Genomic DNA, 21177 nt, shown 5'->3' with positions numbered 1-21177 from the left:
ACCAGATTGTGGCGGGTCAGCCAGCTTCGGCGTGTGCGGTGACCTCGATGAGGATGCCGTCCGACCATGGGATCAGGACCCAGGGCACCAGCGGTGGCCGGCTCACGGCACCGAGGCTGACCTCGGCGATATCGCCGTCGGGACTCCCGGTCGGATCGATGACGGCGAAGGCCTCGAACTCGTCCGTGACGCCGGCCGGCGCAGCCCGCAGGTACTCCTCGACGGCGGCCCGCACGGACTCGTCCGAGAGCGGCAGGTCCACGACGGAGCCACGGTCGCCGGTGTAGAACTGCGCCTCGTCCACCGAATCGGCGGCGTCCGCAGCGAGTGCGTCGGCCAGGGACAACAGGCGTTTGCGCTCCAGGTACACGGAGGCGACCGAGGCGACGACCATCACCAGCGCCAGCGTGACCAGCCCGTAAACCAGGGACAGCAGCAGGATCTGCCCGTCCTCCCGGCGTTCGCGCAGACGGGCGACCATGCCCGTCACGGCTGCTCCCGGTAGGTGTCCACGGCGGTCATGGCCTCCGCCTCGATCGCGACCTCCATCGGTAGCGCGTCGGCCATGAAACTCGGCGCCCCCGGCAGCCGGACGGTGGTGTCAACCCTCAGGTGGATGTAGGCACCCGGGCTCAGACAAGGATCCTCGGCACAGGTCACCGTCAGAGCATCGCCGCCGTCGACCGCGATCTCCTGGTCCGCGAACGCCAGCTCGACGGCGAGCGCCGCCAGCGCGAGGCCCTCCTCCATGGTCTCGGCATCCGCGATCAACCGGCCGGCGTCGCGTGCCGCGCCCTCGGCGGCGAAGCTGGCCGCCTCGATCCGGCCGAGGGTGATGATCAGGTAGACGATCGGCACCAGCACCAGCAGGGAGATGCCAAGGAACTCCACGACCGCGCTGCCGCGTTCTGCCGCACCGGCGCGATCCAGCCGGGCCCGGAGCCACGCCGCGAGCCTCACTCCTGGACCGCCCTTCCGGTCACGTGCACCACGCCCGACGGCCCGAGCAGGCCGAGGACCGGGATCGGTGCACTCACTCGTACCTCCACCAGGGTCGCGCCCGCATAGGTGACGTATCGGGCGGCAAGATTCTCCGCGTACACGGCGGGCAGCGTGGAGGTGATCAGGTCCGCGGTCCGCTGCTGCCCGGCTGCCAACGAACTCCCATCCAGGGCCGCGTACCGGGCTCCCTCCGAAGCGCTGTCGATCAGGACATTGCGGACGTGCAGGGTGAGCGCCAACTGCACCACACCCAGGACCAGCATCGTCACCAGCAGGGAGACCAGCAGGAAGTCCACTACCGCGGAGCCCCGCTCGGACCTCATGCGCCGAGCACGCGCTCCATGGCGGTGTTGAACACCTGGGTGAGCGCTTCGCCCGCCAGTGCCCAGATCAGGACCACCAGACCGGCCGTCATGAGCGTCACCAGGACCCACCCGGGCACGTCGCCCCGGTCGCCTTCGGCCCGCAGGCGCCGTCGTAGTTCGTTCGACCAGCTTCTCATCATTCACCCTTCGTCTACAGGCCCACCCGCAGGACGGATATCCCGGGGAAGACCGCGAACAGAACACTTGTTGGCAACAGCACGAAGACGACCGGGATCATCATGAGGATCTCCCGCTTGCCGCCCTCCTCCATCAGCGCCCGCTGGCCCACCTCTCGGGCATCCTGGGCCTGGGCGCGAAGCACGTCCGCGAGCGGCGTGCCCCGCTCGACGGCAGTGGCGACTCCCTCGGTGAACCGGGAGATGCTCGGCAGGGCGACGCGCGCCGACATCCGGTCCAACGCCTGCGTGAGCGGGATGCCGGACCGCACCTCGGCCAGCGTGCGCCCGATCTCTCCGGAGAGCTCGCCGGTGGTGGTGCGCGACACGCGGTCAAGGGCTGCCACGGGCGCCTCCCCCGCGCCGACCGCGAGCGCGAGCAACTCCGCCACGGTCGGGAACTCCGCGATCATCCGGCGCTCACGCGCACTCACCTGTTGGCTCAGCCACTGGTCGCGAGCCAGGGCCCCGCCGATCGCGCAGAGCAGGACCAGGACGGTCAGCGGCACGATCCCAGCTCCGCGGGCCACCCCGAGCACGAGCGCCGCGACCAGTCCGGCGGTGAGGCCGAGTGCGGCCCAGATGACCTGCTCCGTACGGAACTGCTCCACCGTGGCGGAGGACCCGGCGCGGACGAGGCGGCCACGGATCCCCACCGCGGAACTACCGAGCCGCTCAAGGAGCCGGGCGGCATCGGCGACGACGGGGCGCAGGAGTCGCTCCAACGTCGGGAACGGCGTGATCGGTTGCTGCGTCACGAGCAGACGGGAGGTCGTCGGGCGGTCACGCAAGTACGGCGAGACACGGTCGATCAGGCGGACCCGACGCGCCGACACGCGCCAGAGCACCAGGCAGAGCCCGACGCCGAACATCAGTCCCAAGGCGGCTCCGGTCAGCGCGGGGTTCTCGAGACTCATCGAAGCACCCGCACGTCCTCGGGCAGCCGCCCGATCCGGACCATCAGCAGGTAGGCGGCCGCGGACGCGGCAGCGCCGCACAGCAGCACCGCTGCGCCGAGGGCCGTATTGAACGCGGCGGCTGTCTCCGGGCGGGTGCTGAGCAGGGCGAGCACCAGCCAGGGTGCCCCCGCCGCGAGACGTGCTCCGTTCACGGTCCAGGACTGACGCGCCTCGAGTTCACCGCGGGCACGCAGGTCGTCCCGCAGGAACGCCGAGAGCGTCCGAAGCAGCCGGCCGAGGTCGGTGCCACCCACGTCCCTGGTCAGCCGCAGCGCCTCGATCAGGCGATCCGCGACCGGGTCGGCGAGGCGAGCCTTGAGGCGGTCGAGTGCGTCCGAGAACCTGCCGGTGGCCCGGTAGTCGTCCGCGAACGCCCGGAACTCGGCTCGCATCGGCTCCGGACCCCGCTCAGAGAGACCGATCAGCGCCTCCGGCAGTGACATACCGGCGCGGATCCCCGAGTTCAGGTCGTCGACCACCTCGGGCCAGAGCTCACGCAGTTCGGTACGTCGCCGTCGGGCTCGGGAGCGCACATACGCGCCCGGGGCGAGCGCGACCAGCACCGCGAAGCTTGCCGCGATCGTCGGCGAACCGGTCACGGCAGCCGCGACCACGAACGTGACCAGGCCGATCGCGACGCTGGTGCCGTAGAAGGCGGCCGGCCGCACACCCGGCATTCCCGCCTGGACCAGCAGATCCTGGGTGCGCTCGCCACGCTGAGTCGATCGCCGTTGGCGCGGCTGCTGCTGGGGCCAGAACGACCACCAGATGCACAGCAGGCCCACCCCGAGCAGCAGACCCGCGACCGTGCCCATTCCCTCAGCCCGCCGCCAGGAGTTCCTGCAGCCGGAATCCGGCCCGTGTGAATCGCTCCTCATGCGGCGGGAAGCCACTGGCCCGGGTGAGCTGGGCGTCGCGTCGCTCGAACAGAGTGGTGATCTCGATGATCCCGCCCTCGGACCGGCCGGACAGTCCGATGATCTCCTGAACGCGACGGCGTCCCTGGGAGTCGAGGTCGAGGTGTACGACGAGGTCGACGGCGGCGGCGACGGTTGGCACCACGAAGCGGTCGGACACATTCTCCCCGGCCAGCAGCGGGAGGGTCGTCATCTTGACCACCGCCTCCCGTGCCGAGTTCGCGTGGATCGTGCACATCCCCGGGATACCGGCGTTGAGCGCGATGAGCAGGTCGAGAGCCTCCGCCTCGCGGACCTCCCCGATGATCAGCCGGTCGGGGCGCATTCGGAGCGCCTCCTTCACCAGCCGGCGCAGCGGGATCTCCCCCGTGCCCTCGAGGTTGGCCTGCCGGCACTGCATGGCGACCACGTCCCTGGCCGCGAGTTGGAGTTCGAAGACCTCCTCACAGGTGATGACATGCTCGTTCGAGGGGATCGCACCGGCGAGGGCGTTCACCATGGTCGTCTTGCCAGCCTGGGTGGCTCCGGACACGAGGATGTTCAGGCCGGACACCACGGCGGCTTCCAAGAAGGTCGCCGCCTCCGCCGTGAGCGAGCCGAGCGACACGAGGTCGGCGACCCGCTTGGCCCGCACCACGTACTTGCGAACGTTGATCGCCCAGTGCCGACGCGTGACATCAGGGATGACAGCGTGCAATCGCTCCCCGCCGGGCAGCGAGGCGTCCACGAAGGGGTTGCTCAGGTCCAGGCGGCGCCCGGAGGACCGCAGCATCCGCTCCACCAGGTCCCGGATCGCGACCTCCGTGAGGATCGTGTTGGTCAGCTCCGCGCGGCCGCTTCGCGCGACGAACACCTTGCCCGGCTCGTTGATCCAGATCTCCTCGATCTCCGGGTCGTCGAGGTACTGCTGCAACGGACCGAGGCCGCTGATGACGTCGTGCAGGCTCTTGGTGGTGAGGTCGAGATCGTCGAGGCGTGGCACCAGACCGAGTAGCGAGCGCTCCTCGTAGTCCGCGACCGCGGCCGCGATCAGTCCGCGCACACCCACGTCGTCACGCTCGGGGTCCAGCCCTCGTCGGCGGATGAGTTCGCGCACCTCCTCCTCGAGGAGTGCCACCCCTTCGCCCATCGGGTCCCCCATCACCCCCGCACCGCGCCTTTGCCACAGTGAAGTGCGTCACAACCTAGCCGAATCATCACGGCGTGAGAAGGCCTGTGGATAACTCCGACGCCCTCAAATCCGAACGATAGCCAACCTCCGTCACTGTTGCGAGGAACCAGGTCCTTATCTCCCCTACCTCGCGTCACTGTCGAATGCAGGTCACCGACTCTTGCTGGTCCAGCGGTGAGCCGAGCTAATCGCTATCGGCCCGATTTGCCCGCGCCGCCATGAGGTCGACAGTGGGCCAGGACCACCCCACCGTTTCGCCGTCTGACCGCGTCCCACAGCGGGGCGCGAGTCGACCAGGCTGGGCGTCGTGGCCTGCTCCACGATCCAGAGCAGCCCATCGTCATCCACATCTATGGAAACTGCGCGGCGCGCGCTGGCAGGCGACTCGGCCGGGGGTGCCCGCAGATGAGACGGCGTGGGGTACCAGTCGGTCCAACGACGGCGAGAGTCGCCGCGCAGCACCACTCCATCGTCGCTGTGGATCATGAAGCCGGGTTGCGCCCGTCCGATGTGGATCGTGGTTCCGGCATGCTTGAGGACGATCCAGTTGTCGTGAGTATTGGCGGCATACCAACCCACGGGCACCTGCGAGAAGGTCAAGTCAAAGTCGTTGGCCCAGCCATTCAAGGGCGGGGGCAGCGCGATCTTCGCGCTACTGGGCATCTCTGGTGCCGGAGTTGGGGGATGCCGAGGTAGTTCGCGGCGTGTGTCACGCGTAGCCGGAGCACCAGGTCTCCTTGCCCGCTGCGGCCCGCTGCGCTGTCCCGCGAATCGGAGCGGCCAGCCGGTGCGGGGTGGGAGGAGCATGACCCGGTCGGTCCCGTGGAGTCCGTCGCCAAAACTCGTCGGCTCGATGCGGTAGTGCTCCCGACCAAGGTGCCTAGGGTCGCGCCCATGGAGACTGACCTTTAGCCCGCCGACGTCCTCGTTGGTGAGGTAGAACGACGTCCGGTGCGCCCAGAAGTACCAGGCCGTCGACATCTGGCGGCCGTCGACTCCGACGAACGTATAGCACCGGAATCGCCTCGTGCGGCTCTTGAATTGACCTTTACGGAGAGGACGGTAGCGCCCGGACAATCTGTCCTAGCGCCCTGCCTGCGTGCCTGCACTCGAGGTGTGAATTGGCTCGTGGGTCAGAGCGTAGAGCCCTGGCCGGGTGGGTCAGCCAGGGGCCGTTGCGAGGGCTACTTGCCCTTCTTGGCCTGCGCCAGCGCTGACGCCGCGACAGACTTGCTCTTCGCGCTCGTGCGGCCGTCACGCAGGATGCTACTGGCCTGCTTCGCGACCTTGGCGCTCGTCTGTTTCGAGTTCTTCGCCATCGATGGTCCTCCTTCCCCAGCCACCTGCAGACGTGCCCCACGCTTCCCCAAGCGGGGCACTGCTCGGCGCCGGACCTCACCCCGGCACACCGCTGCTCTAGACAGGCCTCGCGGCGGGCGGCTGCGCGTCGGAGGGGCGGGCCTCCTTGAACGCGCCAATATCAGAATGAGGCCGCGCAGCCGTGTATTGAGGGAACGACACGCGGGACGAGTTTCCGCCGTGGGCGGAACGTCCAGTTGCGACTCAGGCGCGGACCGATCCAATGAACAGGTTTGCCGCTAGGGGATGTCGCACCGTGTACACGATGTGGGTCACATCCAACGGCTGCATAGAATCCCCGACATGAACTGGCAGGAGCTCGCGATGGAGCATGGCGACACCGTCTTGATCGTGCTGGGCGGGATCGCTGCGGTACTCGGTACCGCCTGGACCGCGACACGCGATCTAGCCTTGAAGCGCCGCCTCGACGGAACCGACCGGTTCGTGACCGTTGCGGCGTATGCGCAGCGCGTGGCAGGACTGATGGCAATGGCACTGCGGAGCAGGTCGCGGCGATCTGGCTGCTAGCCGAGCTTGGCGCGAAAGAGAAGCACCTCAAGCGCCCTGCACTCGCCGCCATCAGCGAGATCGTCGCGTACACAATGCCCCCTGCGGACACCTCCACGGCTGAGGCATCGCCGAACGCCACGCGCGTAAACGTGGAGGCCTGCGCCGCGCAGCGCTGGCTAAGTAGCAACTGGCTCCGACGCGCCACCAACTAAAGTACCTGCTTCCTGCTGGGGTTGTGGCTCCGGACACGAGGATGTTCAGGCCGGACACCACGCGGCCTCCAAGAAGGTCGCCGCCGCTGCCGTGAGCGAGCCGAGCGACACGAGGTCGGCGACCAGCTTGGCCCGCACCACGTACTTGCGAACGTTGATCGCCCAGGGCCTGCGCGTGACATCAGGGATGACGGCGTGCAATCGATCCCCGCCGGGCAGCGAAGCATCCACGAAGGGGTTGCTCAGGTCGAATCCGTAGAACTACATATGGAAACGACGAAGCGCAGAGTGGCCCTGTGAGGCCCGGAGAACGGTGCAAAATGGCGGCTGCGGCATGGTGCCGCTCGTTGCAGAACTGTAGACTTGAAGGAGCACGGTAACTCGTGCTCCTCACCTGAGAGTCAGCCGTTCGACTGCTCGGGAGCGTGGACCTCGCGGGCACCGAGCATCCGGAAGACCAGCGAGCAGAACGGCACACCACATCGGGCGGGCTTCCAGACGAAGTCCGCCCCGAGATGCACGAACAGACGTACCTCTCCTGAGGCCGCTGAACGCGAGCGGCGGGCGGGCGTCGTGTCTCCCCAGGAGCACTCGCGTCCAATCTCGTCTCTGTCGCCCAGACCGCCAATCGCCTTGAGGTCAGTGAGCGCGCTGTACGCACCTATGTGGCCCCGGGCCTGCCCGCCTACAGGTTCACCGGACGCCGGGGGCTGTGGTTCGAGCCTGGGGAGGTGGACATCTGGATCCAGCGGCACCTCCCCACCGGCCGCATCCGTCCCGTCCGGACTCGGCGGGCGCGGCCCCCCGACCCATCGAGGGCTACCTGTGCCCACCGTGCGACGCCGCCGTGGTCTCCATCGGCGCGGCTGGGCCAACCGGCGATGGAGCGCGCGCTGATGACCCACCTGGACGTGCCCCGGCGCAGCCTGAGCCCGACCCAGTTGGTCAACCTGCGCGGGTGGGCCGTGACCGGCGCGAGCGATCCGAACGCCACGGCGTGGGACCACATCAATGACCTCACCGGCCTGCGCGAGCGGCTGCTGGTGGTGTCCTAGTGGTCCTGAGGCACGTCGGTCGGTGACACTTCGGCGTGATCGCTCCAGTCGGATAGCGGCTCATCCTCGGATGGTTCGTGCAGCGCACCTGCACCGAACTCACTCCTGATCGCCGTGATCAGGTCGTGCCGAACCTCGCTCATGGCTGCGAGTCGAGCCAGTCGGTCGGGGTGCATCTCCCACGCGGCCCGGCTCTCGAAGTTCAGCCTGGAGATGTGGAGATACCGCTTCGCGGCCGCGATGACCCTGTTCGCCAGGTCCGCCAGGTCAGGGTTGCCAACCGCCAGTATCTCCGAGCGCGCGTGACTGAGGTCGTTCTTCGCCACGTTGTACTGCTCCACCCGCACGCGGACAGCCTCGGAATTGGTGGGCCCCGTGCCGGTCTGATCCGGACGATCGAACCAGACCGCTTGCTGTGCGCCCACCGTGAGCCGTACCGATGCCTCGATCGCCATGAAGTACGCCTTCGACTTCGCACCCCAGAGCCACCGCCGATCCTCGGCGTCTAGCCCGTTCTGGTGCCGGAGGTTCTCGGCCTCGATTGTCGACTTCGAACGCGCGGTCTCCGCTTCGATCATCGCCTTCCGGTTTCGCGCAGCGCCCCAAAGCACACCGACGAGCGCGAGAACGGCAGGCAGCGTGCTGATGAGCACCTGCGCCCACGTGACTGATCCTGCCTTCATGTGCCGCTGCGCCGCGCTGCGTGGCCCGACGTGAACCAGTGGACGAGCGGGACCGCCAGCATCACGGCTGTCTCGGCCGCCTCCTGAGTGATCGCGAGGGCTGGGGCCGGATCGCCGCCGTGGCGGTCGGCCTGCCCGACCCAGAGTGCGCGGAGCATCCCGACGATCACGACGGCGGGCTCGGCTCGGGGGTCGGTCCGCTGTAGCGGGAGTGTCCAGTTCTTCTGGCTCTCGATCGTGGCGAGCATCTTGCCCAGCGTGGCTGTGTTGTCGTTCGGGGAGACCGCGTTCTTCATCGCGTCCTCGACGGCGCGGATGGCGTCACGGTACGCAGCACTCGGGTTGGGGTTCACCCCGAAGGCGTGGTGCCAGGCTTGAGCGAGCCGCTCGCCAGCGTGTCCGGCGCTCGCGATGGTGGCCTCAGCAGCGACCTGGACACCCTCGGGGACTCTGCGCTCAAGGCCGAACTCGTCGTTGTCGTTCTCGTCCGTGCGGTCGTAGACCGTCCAAGCGCTCCCGCCCTTGAGGAGGAAGGTGTCCAGGTCGCGGCGAAGGTTGGACCACACCTCTGGGAGCAAGCACCAATCGATGAGTTGCAGAAACTCCCGGTCATTGAGTGCGGCGATGACCTCTTGCCAGGAGCCGCGTCTTTCGAGCCGCATGAGCAGCGGGTCCGAGGGACGGAACTGGAGGTCATAGGCACCGAACGCCGTGCGGGCTCCGGCGTGTGAGTTGGACCCATCGATGTTGCGCAGCGCCTGCCCCACCCATTCTTGAAGAGGCAGCCGCAGGTGGGGAGGGATGTCTTCGTAGAGCGTCTGCAGGTCCTCGGGGGCCTGGAACAGTCCGGTGGTTCGCGCCATAGTCGCTGAGTCTGGCCCGAGGCACCGACATACGTCTCGGAAACGGTGAAATCCGGCAGATTTGCCGTCTGGCGAGTGGGAGGTATCACAGATATTTCAAATTGCAGGATTGGAGAGGTCCAGGCGGCGCCCGGAGGGCCGCAGCATCCGCTCCACCAGGTCCCGGATCGCGACCTCCGTGAGGATCGTGTTGGTCAGCTCCGCGCGACCGCTCCGGGCGACGAACACCTTGCCCGGAGCCAAAGCTGCAATAGGGTCTCTAGGGCGTAGCTGCATCCCGGCGCGCGATCGAGTCGCGGACTCCTTCGGGTAGCCCCGAGTAAAGCTCGTCGAGCTGCTTTGGCTGCGTCACTAGCCGCTCGACCACCAGATTCAGCAGGTTGAACAGGGTCCCCGCGGTCTCGGGCGTGTCATCGTGGTGGACCTCGTGTACCGACTGGTTGCCGCTGAACCGAAGGACGTCCATGGTCTGCTGAACGCCTTGCGGCAGACCGTCGCGTACCGCGGCGCCGATCATTTGGTTCAGGCTGGTCTCGCCTGACTACAGTCCCTTGAGCAGGGCCTCCAGCGCCAGCCGCAGGAGTGCCGATGCCGAGCGTGGGCTCAGGCCGACAACTGTCGACGCCTCCTCGTAGAGCTGAGCCACATCCTCGGGCATGTCCGGGCTGGGGTCCGGGCCGCCGCGCTCCGCCACTGGGTAGATGAGGACTCCACCGTGCCCCGCATCGAGTGCACATGCCGCCAGTACGAACTCTGCTTACAGACGAAGCACGTAGCCATCGAGATACCGGCCGAGTACTCGCCGCCATCGTCGTCGACGGCCGTGCAGGCCATCGAGTCCTGTTGTGCGATGGAGTGGCAGTGTGGGCACCGGAACGCAGGGTGTTGGAACGAGGGTGTGTCAGGGGGTGATCATGCGACCGCACAGTAGCGGCCCTCCACCGACATTGATCGGCCATTGGACCACGGCACCTCCTACCGATTCGCCCACACGTGTCGGTGGGGGCTCCTACGCTGTCGGGCACGTACGAGTTGCAGGCGCTCTGGGTCAACATCGCGGTTGGCTTCGTCACGCTGCTCGCGGCTGGCGTACCCCTCGTGCTCTTCCTGGTGGAGCGCCGCGACCGCAAGGCAGCGCAAGACGCGCTCGACGCCGAGCTCAGGCGTCAGCGGGAGGCTGAGCGCCGCCGTGCCGAGGAGGAGCTGTTGGCCGGAGTCCGACGCATCGCCGTGTGGCCGCAGTTGGAAGCACGACCTGTACGCAGCGAACGAGTCACGATGTTCGACCTGGCTGTGCACGTCACCAACCACTCGGACAACCCAGTCTTCGAGCTGGTCGTGAACACCCCAATCGGCACCATGCTCACGGAGATGCCCTGGCAGATCATCAAACCGGGCGAGGAGAAGGTGGCGACGGCAAGCGGCCCCGACGTGGGCAGCAGCATCGAGCGCCCGCGCTGCTGGGTCGAGTTCACCGACGTGTCCGGGCGCCGCTGGGCTCGGTACACCGACGGCGACGTGGTCCGCCTCGACGGCGACCAACTGGCATCGTCCATCACCGCCGAGGGGTAGCCATTCGCCCACTCGCAGCGTCCGGTATGACGGGCCTGGAAGTCGCGCTGCTATGGGTCACTGCTATCGGAACGGTCCTGGCCGCCGTCGTGCCCTGCTTGCCGTTCTTCGTCGAGCTGCGTGGGCGTAAGGCAGCGGAGGCAGCACTCGCCGCCGAGCGCCGTGACCGCGCCGAGGAGGAGCTGCTGACCGAGGTCCGCCGTGTGATCGTCTCAGGCCAATGGACCAGCCACCGTGTGGTCACGATTGAAGGGGTCGACTACACAGAGCTCGACAGTGCCGTCAGCGTGAGGAACCAGTCCCGGGACAGCGTCACCAAGGTCGTGATCATGGGTCGGCGCCAGGACGGCACAAACCTCTTCTTCGAGGAGTACCACCCCTTCGCCCATCGGGTCTCCCATCACCCCCGCACCGCGCCTTTGCCGCAGTGAAGTGCGTCACAACCTAGCCGAATCATCACGGCCTGAGACGGCCTGTGGACAACGGCCGCACTTTGAGATCACTAAGGACGCCAGAGGCTGTCCGTCCGATGCCACTCTCGGCCCGCCCTGTTGTGGTGCGATTCCAACGTACCGGTACGTCGAAACCGCACCGTTCCCGCGAATCTGGCCGCGGAGTCAGCTGGGGTGGCGTTGGCTGGTCTGGTCGATCGGGGTAGCGAACACCCCTGATCGTCGGGACCCCTTGACGGCGGCCCCAGTCCTGGTGCACTCTACCTGTCACGTGTTAGGTGACACGTGACAGGTAGAGGAAGTAGCAACGATGCACAGACAACCTGAGATCACTCGGCGCGTGGCGCTCGGCGCCCTCGGCGTCGCCGGCGCCGCCACCGTCGGACTGTCCTGGCCCCGCCTGACCGCGAGCGACATCCCCGGGCGCGGCGAGGACGTGCTGACCGTCGCGATCCTCGGCACGTCCCAGGACGCCGCGGCCCGACAGAGCCTGGTGGACGCGTTCACCGAGGCGCACCCGGACATCCGCGTACGGATCCAGGCAATCCAGGGCAACGACTGGGGTGACTTCTTCTCGAAGATCCTCACGATGATCGCGGCCGGTACTCCCCCGGACGTGGTCAACGTGGCCACCGAGGGCACCCAGCTGTTCGCGTCCCGGATGGCCGAGCCGCTGGACGCCTACGTCATGCGCGACGCCGCCGATCTGCAGGAGTACTTCGACGACGTCCACCCCACCCTGCTCGAGGCGTTCATGTACGAGGGCAGCCTGTTCCAGCTGCCCACCGACTTCAACGCCGCGAACATGTACCTCAACACCGAAGCGCTGAACTCCGCCGGCCTGGAACGACCGCCGGACGACTGGACCAAGGACGACTTCACCGACCTCCTGCGCGCGATGCGCACCACGAACGCCGACGACTTCGTGCCGTACTTCTGGACCAACCGGCTGTTCGGCGGGCTCGTCCCCTGGCTCTACGTCAACGACACGAGCTTCCTCACCGAGACGAAGGCCCCGGGCGGCGGCTGGTTCTGGGACCGCTTCTACCCCGGCGAGCAACGCAGCGGCGGCTACCGGTGGCTCGAGTCGAACGCGGAGGACCCGCTCGTGGCCGAGTCGGTCGAGTACCTGCGTGAACTCGTCGCCGAAGGGCTCGGCACCCGCCCGGAGGAGGGCGGTGGCGGCGCCCTGGTCGGCCTGTTCGCATCGGGACGCATCGGCACCACGCCCGCGGGTGGGTACTGGGCGCAGGGTCTGCACGAGGCCGGCATGGATCCCGACGGCTTCGACGTCCAGTTCTTCCCGCGGTGGCGCACCCAGCGCCACCAGTTCGGCGCGGCCGGGTACGCGATCATGGCCACTTCCGAGCGCAAGGATGCCGCCTGGGAGTGGGTCAAGTTCTCCGCCACCAAGCCCGCCATGGAACTCGCCTACCCGCGTCCCACGACGACCCCGACCCGCCGCTCCATGGTCAACGAGGCGTTCTACGCCGACACCGGCCCGCGGAACTGGCAGGTCTTCTACGACACGCTCGATACGTTCCCGACCACGGGCCCGATCCCCGCACCACCGCAGCAGGCGGCCGTCGAGACGGCGCTCATCAAGAACGTCTCGGCCGCCGTCAGCGGCAGCGCGGCCGGCGTGCCGGGCGCCCTGGCGGCCCTGGACCGCGACCTCACCCAGGCCCTGAGGAGGATGTCATGACCGCCGCCGCCCCACCCACCGCACGCGCCGCCGTCGACCGGGGTTCCGGCCCCCGCAGCCAGGGTCCGGCCTGGCGCCGCCGCGTCGTGGTGCTGACGTTCCTGGCCCCCACCATCATCGGCATCGGGATCTTCACGCTCGGCCCCATCCTGGCCTCGATCCTGCTCGCATTCTTCCGGTGGGACATCATCACCGACCCGGAGTTCGTCGGGCTGACGAACTTCGTGGACGTCGTCGCCGACCCGACCGTGCGGATCTCCTTCATCAACACGCTCGTGTTCGTGGTGGTCGCGGTGACGCTGCAGATCGCCGTCTCGCTGGCCCTGGCCGTCCTGATCTCACAACGGATGCCCGCGTGGGCGCGCACGTTCTTCCGCTCCGTGTTCTTCTTCCCGCTGATTCTGTCCGCGGCGAGCGTCTCGATCGTCATGAGGTACCTGTTCAACGAGGAGTTCGGCGTCGTGAACTGGCTCCTCTCGCTCGTCGGGATCGGCGGCGTGCCGTGGCTCACCTCCCCGACTGCGTCCGCGGTCGTGATCGTCCTCGTGTACGTCTGGCAGCAGTTCGGCTTCACGTTCCTGCTGTTCGTGGGCGGCCTCGCGTCGATCCCCACCGAGGTCTACGAGGCCAGTTCCATCGACGGCGCGACCGGGTGGCGGCAGTTGCGCTCGATCACGCTGCCGCTGCTGTCCCCCACGATGCTCGTGGCCTGCGTGATGGCCGTGATCTCCGCGCTGCAGATCTTCGACCAGCCCTACGTGCTCACCCGCGGCGGTCCTGGCGACGCCACCCGCACCGCGGTGATGGTCATCTACGAGTCCGCGTTCCGTCAGCTCGAGTTCGGCCGCGCCAGCGCGATCGGGGTCGTCCTGATGTTGCTGATCATGGGCGTCACCGCGCTCCAGTTCCGCCTGTCCCGCCGCTTCGTCTTCTACCAGTGAGGTCGATGATGACCACCGCAACCGTCACTCCGCCCGCCACCACCACCAGCACCTCGCCGCCGCAGCGGCGCACCAGAGCCGTGCCCACGCCGTCGACCATGGCCCGGATCGCGTTCCTCGTGGTCGCCGCGGCGCTCACGCTCGGGCCGGTGATCTGGACCGTCTCGACGTCGCTGCGCAGCCCCGCCGAGTCCTTCACACTGCCGCCCCAACTCATCCCGACCGACCCCGACCTGACCCCCTACATCCAGGTCTTCTCCCAGATCAACATGGGTCTGTTGACGCTGAACTCCGCGCTGGTCACCGGCTTCATCGCCGTCGGGCAGATGCTCACCGCAGCCCTGGCCGGGTACGCGTTCGCCCGCCTGGAGTTCCGCGGCCGCAGCCTGTGGTTCTCCCTCGTGCTGGCCACGATGATGGTCCCGGTCCAGGTCACGATCGTGCCGGTCTTCATGATCATCCGCGGCATGGGCCTGTCCGACACGCTCCTCGCGCTGATCCTGCCCGCCATCCCGACGGCGTTCGGCACCTTCCTGATGCGCCAGTACTTCCTCGGTCTACCGGTCGAGCTCGGCGAGGCGGCCTCGATCGACGGCGCCGGACCGTGGCGCACGTTCGCCTCGATCTACGCGCCGCTCGCCCTGCCGGGCCTGGCCATCATCGGCATCCTCGCGTTCAACTTCCACTGGAACGAGTTCTTCCGCCCCCTCATCCTCACCATCAGCGAGCAGAACTTCACGCTGCCCCTCGGGCTCGTGTCCCTGCAGGGCAACATGGGCACCGGGTCGATCTCGGTGGTGCTCGCCGGTGTGGTGCTGTCCATGATCCCCGCCCTCGTCGTATTCCTGTTCGGGCAGCGCCCGTTGCGCGAGGGCCTGACCGCCGGAGTCTCCAAGTGACCGACACCTCCACCACCCTCGACCCGTTCCCGCACCTGCACATCCGCCCGCCGCAGGGCTGGGTGAACGACCCGAACGGGATCGGCCACTGGGACGGACGCTGGCACGTCTTCTACCAGTACAACCCGCACGCCCCGGTGCACGCGAACATCCACTGGGGGCACTCGTCCTCGGCGGACCTGCTCACCTGGCGCGACGAGCCGGTGGCACTCGCCCCCCGGCCGGGCTCCATCGACGCGGCCGGCGTGTGGAGCGGTGTCGCCACGATGGACGACGGCGAACCGGTCCTCGTGTACACGGCCGTGCCCGATGTCGCGGCGAACGCCGGCGTGGCCCTGGCGCGGCGAGGCGCGGACGGCACCTGGGTGCCGGGCCGGCAGGTGGCGCCGGCGCCGGGCGGGGACCTGCGGGAGATCCGCGACCCGTTCGTGTTCACCTCCGGCGGTGCCCGGTACGCACTCATGGGCGGCGGGCGCGCCGACGGCACCCCCGTCGTGCTCGTCTATGGGGCCGACGACCTGGACCGCTGGGAACTGCTCGGGGACCTGCTCGACGGGACCGACGACGTCGCGGCGGGCGTGGCGCCCGGCAAGATCTGGGAGTGCCCGTCGTTCGTTGAACTGCCCGACGGCGAGGGGCGCCTACGGTGGGTCCTGATCCTTTCGCTGTGGGACGACGCCCACGACCGCCACCTGCGGGGCGTGGCGGCTCTGGTGGGTGACCTCGACCTGACGGGGCCGCACCCACGGTTCCGCCCGGACGCCGGGCACCTGCTCGACGACGGCCCCGACTTCTACGCGCCGCAGGCGCTGGCAGGCCCGGACCGGACCCTGCTGTGGGGCTGGACCTGGGAGTCCGGCACCCGCTCCCCGGAGGATGTCGCGGCGGCCGGGTGGGCCGGTGCACTGACGTTCCCGCGCGAACTCGTGCTCGACGGGACCACGGTGGTCTCCGCGCCAGCCCGCGAACTGACGGGCCTGCGCCGGGCTCCGATCCCCGTCACCGGAACCGAGGTCCGCCCGGACGCACCGGCCTGGGAGGCCATCGCCGACGGCGTACTCGCCGTCGGGCTCTCGGGTCCGCATGGCGAGCGTGAGGTCTGGCGTACGCCCGCGCACGCCACGGGTGGGCTCTCGCGAGTGCTCGTCGACGGCTCGGTGGTGGAGGCGTTCGCTGGCGGCGCCGCGAACACGGTGCGGGCCTACCCCGGCGCCGGCGAACAGTGGGTGATCCGGGCCGGAGGCGGGTCGGCCGCCGAGCCGGACCTCAGCGTGTGGGAGCTGGGCCGACCGAGTCCCTGACCACCAGCTCGCACGGCACGAGCACGTCCGCCTCGGGCAACGGCTCGCCGTCGAGCACGGTGGCGAGGAGGAGCTCCATCGCGAGTTCACCGATGCGCCGGTGCGGCAGGTCGATCGTGGTCAGCGCCGGTGACATGTCGGCAGCGACGTCGGTCTCGTCGTCGTAGCCGACCACGGAGACGTCCTCGGGCACCCGCAGGCCGAGCCGGGCGGCGGCGAGCACCACGCCGACCGCTACCCGGTCGCGCGCACACACGAACGCCGTCGGCCGCTGTGCCTGCGGTGCATCCAGCAGGGCGAGCGCGTGCCGCACGCCTGTCTCGATGTTCCACCCGGCGTCGATCACCCGAGCCTCGCTGGCGCCCACCTCGACGGCGGCGCGCTCGAAGCCGCGGCGGCGCAGCGCGGTGGCCGGGATGTAGTCGGTCTCGCTCGCGTCGCGCCCGGCCAACATGACGACCCGCCGGTGCCCGCGCTCGAACACGGCGCGCGCGGCCCGGTAGCCGCCCTCCTCCTCGTCGGCGATCACCCCGGCGGGCCCGCCGGCGGCGAAGCAGTTGGCGAGCACGGTGGGCAGTTCGACCATGGCCGGATCCGGCGTGATCTCGCGCATCGACATCGCGGCGTGCAGGAACGCGTCGACCTGGCGCCCGAGCAACGCCTGAACCATCTGGTGCTCACGCTCGTCGTCGAGCCCATAGTCGGCCACGATGGTGAGGTAGCCGCGCTCGAATGCCACCTCGCGGGCACCCTGCAGCAGCGGGCCTGCGAACGGGCTCGTGGTGATCTCGTCGGTGACGATGCCGACCGTCGCGGTCGAGCGGCGCCTCAGGTTCACCGCGGCCGCGTTCGGCCGGTACCCGAGCTCGGCTGCGGCCGCATGGATCCTGGCCTGGTTCGCCGCGGAGATGCTGCCCTCGGCGCGCCCGTTGAGCACCAAGGAGACAGCCGTCCGGGAGACCCCCGCCCGCCGAGCCACGTCCGCACTGGTGACCGTCAACGCTGCGCTCCTAACTCGTGTCAGGTCGCAATCGTAACCAGAACACCGCCGATCGCGCGCACGCGCGGATGGCTGGGACCACGCATGGGATCGCGCCTCCTGCGCCGCGGTCGCGATTTGCGATTGCGACTGCCAGCTGCTCCGGCATTGTCGAACACGAACGCCCGCATGAGTCGGCCCAGTGGGCACGCGTCGTCCCAGTGCGCGCCGAAGGGCTGGGTGGGCACTGTCGTCTGGACGATCAGACCGTGGATGCGGTCGGGCGCACGGGTGGCCAGGTGGTAGCCGACCGGAGCCCCGAAAGTGGTGGAGGCAGACGAAGCAGCGCTCGACCTCGAGCTGGTCGAGCAGGTCTTCGATCGTCCGGGAGAGACCTCGCATGGGTAGCCGTACTCTGCGACGGTCGGCGATGATGACCTGTGGCGGATCTTCTCGATCGCCTGCATCGCGTTGCTCTCTGGGTGCCCTCAGCGACTGGTGGCGTCCAGTTGCTGCAGCAGATCGTGCGCAGCGAGTTCGATCTCCTTGTGTCGCCACTCCGAGGCCCGATAGACGCAGGCGATCAGCGCGGTCCTGTGCACGCGCCGGAAGTCGCCGTACACGAACGCGTACCGGGCCTTTGTCTCCTCGGCAGCACCGTCGGTGAGGCCGAGGTGCCACGCCGCGTAGCCCTGCCACGAGTGTCTCTCGAGGTAGTCGTTCTGTGCCTCCGCTCGCGGCTGCGCGTCGCCCCAGTCGCTGTCCAGCACGTATTGCCTGGCGTCGATCAGCCGACCGGCCTGCTCGACTCCGGCGGGGTTCACCCGGTACGTCGCCACCTCCGAAGCATTACGGATTGGCGCGAGGTTGTCGAGGGAGTTCGGGCATGGGCAGTACCGCGGAACCCTCGGCCGGCTGGGCCAGGATCGCCTCGGTCAGGACGTGCTGACGTGCACGTGGTCGTAGTGGTTGGCCGTGGTGCTGCCGCGGTCGGCCATGTATGTCCAGGCGCCGGCGGCGGCGCCGGCCATCCAGATCTGCTGCTCGAAGATCAGGTAGGTGATGCCGAGCTCGCCGGCGTGCGCCTGCAGGTACCGGGCGATCTCCCACCCGGCGGCGCCGGTGACCATGATGTCGAGGGCGTGGCCGGAGCCGTGGTCGCCGCCGTCGCCGGCGCGGAAGCCGCCGTAGGCGGACGCGACGCCAGGGAACCCGGCACAGACGGCACGGTAGGCCGCCGCGGCGTTCGCAGCCAGCGACGACTCGATCCCCGGGCTGGTGGCGCACGCCGCGCTGGAGACCCCATGATCCTCGGGCTCCTGCGCGATCGGTTCCTCCTCGGCGAGGTAGCTCGAGTTCACCCAGGCCACGCGCTCGTCCCAGATCACCTGGGTCCAGCCGTCGGCACTCTCGCCGGTCACGTCGACCTGGTCGGCCCACGCGAGCGTGGTCAGCCGCTCGTCGTCCGCGGACGGCCCTGAGCGCACGTTGACGGCGGAGGTCACCCACAGTTGGCCCGTCACCGCAGGCACGGGCTCGGGCACGCTCGGCTCGGCGGCCGCGGCCGCGGCCGCGGCCGCGGTCGGGGTGGGCGTGGGCGTCGGCACCGGCTCCCGCGCCTCGGACCGCTGCGCGACCTCCTCGGCGCGCTCGTCGAGAGTTGCGGCGGCATCGGTGCCCTCGAACGGGACCGGTAACTCCGCCGTCGACCTGGTCGAAGCGGTCTGCCCGACCGGAACCGCGGCCGCGAGGCTCGCGAGCGCGAGAGTGCCCACGGTGGCGGCGCCGAGTATCCGGGACAAGGGCGTACGCCGGGTCCCGGCGGCGCGGTGGCGGCCTGCTGGCACGAAGTTCCTCACGGTCGATCGGTCACGAAGCCGAGCCATCGTAACCAAACCGTTATCAAATGTCAGATCGCGTGAGGTCGGTCACGAACCTCGGCACGTGCGCGCTCGACGGTGACCTGGCACGTCCAGGCTCGGATCCCTGGGGATCTCCGGGTTGTCCACAGATCACCGATGCCGCTGGTCCGGCAGCCCGATGACGCCTATCGTCGGTTCATGCCGAAGACCCCCGCCGAACTCGAGCGCAAGGTCGATCAACTCGACAACGACGTCCACGAGATCTACTCGATGCTCACCGCGGTCACTGAACATCAACTGGCCCACGACGCCCGGTTCGACTCGATCGATGGTCGGCTCGACGGACACAACACCCGCCTCGACTCGATCGGCGAGAAACTGGACACGGTCATCACGATGCTCGGTGGTGAGCCGCGGGGCTGAGGCCACCGTTGTCGGCGCCCGGTCCGCTCAGCCCTTCACAGATCCGGACATCAGCCCACCCACGAAGTACTTGCCAAGGATGATGTAGACCAGCAGCGTCGGCAGGGATGCGAACAGTGCCCCGGCCATCGACACCCCGTAGTTCTGCAACTGGGCGCCGTTGGCGAGGTTGTTCAGCGCCACCGTGACCGGGCCGGTGTTCGGGGTGGAGAAGAACACCGCGAACAGGAAGTCGTTCCAGGCCGAGGTGAACTGCCAGATCAGCACCACCACGAAGCTCGGGATGGAAATCGGCAGCACCACCCACGCGTAGGTGCGCAGCATTCCGGCGCCGTCCATCCGGGCCGCCTCGATCAACTCGTGCGGCACGGACTCGTAATAGTTGCGGAAGATCAGGGTCGTGATCGGGATGCCATAGATCACGTGAAGAAGGATCAGGGTCGGCACGCCGTTCGGGAGTCCGATGTCCAGCACGATCTGGTTCAGCGGGATCATCACCGCCTGGTAGGGGATGAACATCCCGAACAGGATGAGCGTGAACACCACGTTCGCCCCGCGGAAGGACCAGCGGGACAGCACGAACCCGTTCATCGAGCCCAGGAACGCCGAGATGATCGACGCCGGGATCACCATCTGCAGGGTGCGCCCGATCGCCGGGGAGAGGGTGTCCCAGGCGGTGATCCAATTGTCCGCGATCCACAGCTGGGGCAGCGCCCAGGCCCTGGTCGGTGTCGCGTCGCCGGGGCCCTTGAAACTCGTCACGAGCAGTACGTACACGGGTATCAGCACGATCAGCACCGAGAACAGCAGGATCGCGTAGCGGGCCGTGCGGGCCGCCGAGAACCGGCCCTTGGGGCGCCGGGGCGCCTGGGCGAGGTCGCCGACGCCGGGGGCGGTGGGCATGGTGGTCGCGGTCATCGGCCACTCGCCTCCTTCCGGTTGGTGTGGATCAGATACGGGATCACGAGCACCGCCACGATGATCAGCAGGATCGCTCCGACCGCCGCGGAGTTCGCGTAGTCGAAGCTCGACTTGAACACGTACATGTCCACCGCGGGCACTTTGGTCTGGTAGTTCGAGGGCTTCGAGATGGACATGATCAGGTCGAACGCCTTCAGCGACATGTGCCCGATGATGATCAGGGCGGACAGTGCCACCGGCGAGAGCTGCGGGAAGATCACGTGCCGGTAGACCTGCCACTCGCTGGCGCCGTCCATCCGCCCGGCCTCACGCAGTTCCTCTGGCACGCCCCGGAACCCGGCCAGGAACAGGGCCATCACGTAGCCGGACAGCTGCCAGATCGCCGGCAGGGCGATCGCCGCGATGCCCCAGCTGATGTTGTTCCACCAGGGGTTCTGCAGGAAGTCCAGGCCGATCATCTGGAACAGCCGGTTCAGCCCGAGCGCCTGCTCCCCCTCGTTGGAGTTCAGCAGCCACCGCCACACCACCCCGGAGGCGATGAAGGACACGGCCATCGGGAACAGGTAGACCGAGCGGAAGATGCCCTCACCGCGCATCGGCCGCTCCAGCAGCCACGCCCACACGAATCCGATCACCATCGTGCCCACCAGGAACACCACGGTGTACAGGAGCAGGTTCTTCAGGGAGTGCTGGAACGCCTCGGAGGCGAGCAGGTCCAGGTAGTTGCCGATGCCCACGAACACGGTCGGCTGGACGCCGGTGGCCTGCGCGGAGGTGTGGTTGTCGGTGGCTGACGTCGCGAAGTTCGCGACGATCAGGCCATAGACGAAGACGGCCATGAGGATGATGG

Annotated in this window: 26 protein-coding genes and 2 pseudogenes; 9 read left to right on the top strand and 19 right to left on the bottom strand. The window is 68.4% G+C overall.

What is annotated here, in order from left to right; all coding sequences use genetic code 11:
• Positions 1–16: 16 nt before the first annotated feature.
• The 8 genes from HALOF300_RS16015 to HALOF300_RS27560 form a co-directional block, all read right to left on the bottom strand.
• On the bottom strand, positions 17–490 hold the full coding sequence (locus HALOF300_RS16015; protein WP_408636861.1) for a hypothetical protein: 474 nt from the start codon (positions 488–490) through the stop codon (positions 17–19).
• Positions 487–960 carry a TadE/TadG family type IV pilus assembly protein gene (locus HALOF300_RS16010; protein ID WP_231955456.1) on the bottom strand — a complete coding sequence of 158 codons (474 nt, stop codon included), beginning with the start codon at positions 958–960 and terminating at the stop codon, positions 487–489. Before HALOF300_RS16010 ends, HALOF300_RS16015 begins: the two co-directional genes overlap by 4 nt.
• Positions 957–1325, bottom strand: coding sequence for a TadE/TadG family type IV pilus assembly protein (locus tag HALOF300_RS16005; protein ID WP_156741906.1), 369 nt, complete (start codon positions 1323–1325; stop codon positions 957–959). Before HALOF300_RS16005 ends, HALOF300_RS16010 begins: the two co-directional genes overlap by 4 nt.
• A complete protein-coding gene (locus HALOF300_RS16000) occupies positions 1322–1504 on the bottom strand; it encodes a hypothetical protein (RefSeq protein WP_156741905.1) in 183 nt (60 codons plus the stop codon). The genes HALOF300_RS16005 and HALOF300_RS16000 overlap by 4 nt, the downstream gene beginning before the upstream one ends.
• A 14-nt stretch (positions 1505–1518) precedes the next feature.
• Entirely contained in the window at positions 1519–2460 is a 942-nt protein-coding gene (locus HALOF300_RS15995; protein ID WP_156741904.1) for a type II secretion system F family protein, read from the bottom strand.
• Positions 2457–3317, bottom strand: a complete 861-nt coding sequence (locus tag HALOF300_RS15990; RefSeq protein WP_156741903.1) for a type II secretion system F family protein — start codon at positions 3315–3317, stop codon at positions 2457–2459. Before HALOF300_RS15990 ends, HALOF300_RS15995 begins: the two co-directional genes overlap by 4 nt.
• Before the next feature lie 4 nt (positions 3318–3321).
• A complete protein-coding gene (locus HALOF300_RS15985) occupies positions 3322–4548 on the bottom strand; it encodes a CpaF family protein (protein WP_156741902.1) in 1227 nt (408 codons plus the stop codon).
• Between the two features lie 1226 nt (positions 4549–5774).
• On the bottom strand, positions 5775–5909 hold the full coding sequence (locus HALOF300_RS27560) for a hypothetical protein (protein WP_269455299.1): 135 nt from the start codon (positions 5907–5909) through the stop codon (positions 5775–5777).
• Between the two features lie 343 nt (positions 5910–6252).
• On the opposite strand from HALOF300_RS27560, the gene HALOF300_RS15980 reads away from it, so the two are divergent.
• Positions 6253–6477, top strand: coding sequence for a hypothetical protein (locus HALOF300_RS15980; RefSeq protein WP_156741901.1), 225 nt, complete (start codon positions 6253–6255; stop codon positions 6475–6477).
• Between the two features lie 216 nt (positions 6478–6693).
• Here HALOF300_RS15980 and HALOF300_RS15975 read toward each other — a convergent pair.
• Positions 6694–6920 (bottom strand): annotated as a pseudogene (locus tag HALOF300_RS15975) (CpaF family protein); the annotation flags it as partial.
• A 647-nt stretch (positions 6921–7567) separates the two neighbouring features.
• Between HALOF300_RS15975 and HALOF300_RS15970 the strand changes: the two are divergent.
• Positions 7568–7726, top strand: a complete 159-nt coding sequence (locus HALOF300_RS15970) for a hypothetical protein (protein ID WP_156741900.1) — start codon at positions 7568–7570, stop codon at positions 7724–7726.
• Here the strand turns inward: HALOF300_RS15970 and HALOF300_RS15965 are convergent.
• From HALOF300_RS15965 to HALOF300_RS15945, 5 genes and pseudogenes are all read right to left on the bottom strand, one after another.
• Complete coding sequence (locus HALOF300_RS15965; protein WP_197522606.1) at positions 7723–8379, bottom strand: hypothetical protein; 657 nt, start codon at positions 8377–8379, stop codon at positions 7723–7725. The genes HALOF300_RS15970 and HALOF300_RS15965 overlap by 4 nt on opposite strands.
• A gap of 26 nt (positions 8380–8405) precedes the next feature.
• Positions 8406–9272, bottom strand: coding sequence for a hypothetical protein (locus HALOF300_RS15960; protein ID WP_156741898.1), 867 nt, complete (start codon positions 9270–9272; stop codon positions 8406–8408).
• A 99-nt stretch (positions 9273–9371) separates the two neighbouring features.
• A pseudogene (locus tag HALOF300_RS15955) lies at positions 9372–9509 on the bottom strand (CpaF family protein); the annotation flags it as partial.
• A 22-nt stretch (positions 9510–9531) separates the two neighbouring features.
• Positions 9532–9789 carry a hypothetical protein gene (locus HALOF300_RS15950; protein WP_156741897.1) on the bottom strand — a complete coding sequence of 86 codons (258 nt, stop codon included), beginning with the start codon at positions 9787–9789 and terminating at the stop codon, positions 9532–9534.
• A gap of 24 nt (positions 9790–9813) precedes the next feature.
• A complete protein-coding gene (locus HALOF300_RS15945; protein WP_156741896.1) occupies positions 9814–9966 on the bottom strand; it encodes a hypothetical protein in 153 nt (50 codons plus the stop codon).
• A 305-nt stretch (positions 9967–10271) separates the two neighbouring features.
• Here HALOF300_RS15945 and HALOF300_RS15940 point away from each other — a divergent pair, with 305 nt between their 5' ends.
• From HALOF300_RS15940 to HALOF300_RS15915, 6 genes are all read left to right on the top strand, one after another.
• The gene (locus HALOF300_RS15940) at positions 10272–10844 is read left to right on the top strand and encodes a hypothetical protein (protein WP_156741895.1); all 573 of its coding nucleotides are present in this window, start codon (positions 10272–10274) and stop codon (positions 10842–10844) included.
• Positions 10845–10870: 26 nt separating this feature from the next.
• Positions 10871–11275, top strand: coding sequence for a hypothetical protein (locus HALOF300_RS15935; protein ID WP_156741894.1), 405 nt, complete (start codon positions 10871–10873; stop codon positions 11273–11275).
• Between the two features lie 331 nt (positions 11276–11606).
• On the top strand, positions 11607–13001 hold the full coding sequence (locus tag HALOF300_RS15930) for an extracellular solute-binding protein (protein WP_156741893.1): 1395 nt from the start codon (positions 11607–11609) through the stop codon (positions 12999–13001).
• Positions 12998–13942, top strand: coding sequence for a carbohydrate ABC transporter permease (locus HALOF300_RS15925; RefSeq protein ID WP_156741892.1), 945 nt, complete (start codon positions 12998–13000; stop codon positions 13940–13942). The genes HALOF300_RS15930 and HALOF300_RS15925 overlap by 4 nt, the downstream gene beginning before the upstream one ends.
• 8 nt (positions 13943–13950) lie before the next feature.
• Positions 13951–14841: a carbohydrate ABC transporter permease gene (locus HALOF300_RS15920; RefSeq protein WP_156741891.1), complete on the top strand. Its 891-nt coding sequence runs from the start codon at positions 13951–13953 to the stop codon at positions 14839–14841.
• A complete protein-coding gene (locus HALOF300_RS15915; protein WP_197522604.1) occupies positions 14838–16142 on the top strand; it encodes a glycoside hydrolase family 32 protein in 1305 nt (434 codons plus the stop codon). Before HALOF300_RS15920 ends, HALOF300_RS15915 begins: the two co-directional genes overlap by 4 nt.
• On the opposite strand, the gene HALOF300_RS15910 is transcribed toward HALOF300_RS15915, so the two are convergent.
• From HALOF300_RS15910 to HALOF300_RS15900, 3 genes are all read right to left on the bottom strand, one after another.
• The gene (locus HALOF300_RS15910) at positions 16108–17142 is read right to left on the bottom strand and encodes a LacI family DNA-binding transcriptional regulator (protein ID WP_197522603.1); all 1035 of its coding nucleotides are present in this window, start codon (positions 17140–17142) and stop codon (positions 16108–16110) included. The two genes, HALOF300_RS15915 and HALOF300_RS15910, sit on opposite strands and share 35 nt — an antisense overlap.
• Positions 17143–17609: 467 nt before the next feature.
• Positions 17610–17960, bottom strand: a complete 351-nt coding sequence (locus HALOF300_RS15905) for a hypothetical protein (RefSeq protein WP_156741889.1) — start codon at positions 17958–17960, stop codon at positions 17610–17612.
• Between the two features lie 96 nt (positions 17961–18056).
• Positions 18057–18968 carry an SH3 domain-containing protein gene (locus tag HALOF300_RS15900; RefSeq protein WP_156741888.1) on the bottom strand — a complete coding sequence of 304 codons (912 nt, stop codon included), beginning with the start codon at positions 18966–18968 and terminating at the stop codon, positions 18057–18059.
• 213 nt (positions 18969–19181) lie between these two features.
• Between HALOF300_RS15900 and HALOF300_RS15895 the strand changes: the two genes are divergently transcribed.
• Positions 19182–19406 carry a hypothetical protein gene (locus HALOF300_RS15895; RefSeq protein ID WP_156741887.1) on the top strand — a complete coding sequence of 75 codons (225 nt, stop codon included), beginning with the start codon at positions 19182–19184 and terminating at the stop codon, positions 19404–19406.
• A 27-nt stretch (positions 19407–19433) separates the two neighbouring features.
• On the opposite strand, the gene HALOF300_RS15890 is transcribed toward HALOF300_RS15895, so the two are convergent.
• Both HALOF300_RS15890 and HALOF300_RS15885 read right to left on the bottom strand, forming a co-directional pair.
• On the bottom strand, positions 19434–20324 hold the full coding sequence (locus HALOF300_RS15890) for a carbohydrate ABC transporter permease (protein ID WP_156741886.1): 891 nt from the start codon (positions 20322–20324) through the stop codon (positions 19434–19436).
• Positions 20321–21166, bottom strand: coding sequence for a carbohydrate ABC transporter permease (locus HALOF300_RS15885; protein ID WP_156741943.1), 846 nt, complete (start codon positions 21164–21166; stop codon positions 20321–20323). The genes HALOF300_RS15890 and HALOF300_RS15885 overlap by 4 nt, the downstream gene beginning before the upstream one ends.
• Between the last annotated feature and the right edge of the window lie 11 nt (positions 21167–21177).

The sequence above is a fragment of the Occultella aeris genome (assembly GCF_902703175.1).
Lineage (GTDB): Bacteria > Actinomycetota > Actinomycetes > Actinomycetales > Beutenbergiaceae > Occultella > Occultella aeris.
The sequence above is the reverse complement of the archived record's forward strand: the minus strand, read 5'-3'. Positions and strand labels throughout refer to the sequence as shown.

Coding starts and splice junctions, on each gene's coding strand:
- HALOF300_RS15890 (WP_156741886.1), bottom strand. CDS start 20,324: ATGACCGCGACCACCATGCCCACCGCCCCCGGCGTCGGCGACCTCGCC.
- HALOF300_RS15995 (WP_156741904.1), bottom strand. CDS start 2,460: ATGAGTCTCGAGAACCCCGCGCTGACCGGAGCCGCCTTGGGACTGATG.
- HALOF300_RS27560 (WP_269455299.1), bottom strand. CDS start 5,909: ATGGCGAAGAACTCGAAACAGACGAGCGCCAAGGTCGCGAAGCAGGCC.
- HALOF300_RS15920 (WP_156741891.1), top strand. CDS start 13,951: ATGACCACCGCAACCGTCACTCCGCCCGCCACCACCACCAGCACCTCG.
- HALOF300_RS15925 (WP_156741892.1), top strand. CDS start 12,998: ATGACCGCCGCCGCCCCACCCACCGCACGCGCCGCCGTCGACCGGGGT.
- HALOF300_RS15985 (WP_156741902.1), bottom strand. CDS start 4,548: ATGGGCGAAGGGGTGGCACTCCTCGAGGAGGAGGTGCGCGAACTCATC.
- HALOF300_RS15895 (WP_156741887.1), top strand. CDS start 19,182: ATGCCGAAGACCCCCGCCGAACTCGAGCGCAAGGTCGATCAACTCGAC.
- HALOF300_RS15935 (WP_156741894.1), top strand. CDS start 10,871: ATGACGGGCCTGGAAGTCGCGCTGCTATGGGTCACTGCTATCGGAACG.
- HALOF300_RS15930 (WP_156741893.1), top strand. CDS start 11,607: ATGCACAGACAACCTGAGATCACTCGGCGCGTGGCGCTCGGCGCCCTC.
- HALOF300_RS15990 (WP_156741903.1), bottom strand. CDS start 3,317: ATGGGCACGGTCGCGGGTCTGCTGCTCGGGGTGGGCCTGCTGTGCATC.
- HALOF300_RS16000 (WP_156741905.1), bottom strand. CDS start 1,504: ATGAGAAGCTGGTCGAACGAACTACGACGGCGCCTGCGGGCCGAAGGC.
- HALOF300_RS15950 (WP_156741897.1), bottom strand. CDS start 9,789: ATGATCGGCGCCGCGGTACGCGACGGTCTGCCGCAAGGCGTTCAGCAG.
- HALOF300_RS15885 (WP_156741943.1), bottom strand. CDS start 21,166: ATGGCCGTCTTCGTCTATGGCCTGATCGTCGCGAACTTCGCGACGTCA.
- HALOF300_RS15960 (WP_156741898.1), bottom strand. CDS start 9,272: ATGGCGCGAACCACCGGACTGTTCCAGGCCCCCGAGGACCTGCAGACG.
- HALOF300_RS16005 (WP_156741906.1), bottom strand. CDS start 1,325: ATGAGGTCCGAGCGGGGCTCCGCGGTAGTGGACTTCCTGCTGGTCTCC.
- HALOF300_RS15980 (WP_156741901.1), top strand. CDS start 6,253: ATGAACTGGCAGGAGCTCGCGATGGAGCATGGCGACACCGTCTTGATC.
- HALOF300_RS15970 (WP_156741900.1), top strand. CDS start 7,568: ATGACCCACCTGGACGTGCCCCGGCGCAGCCTGAGCCCGACCCAGTTG.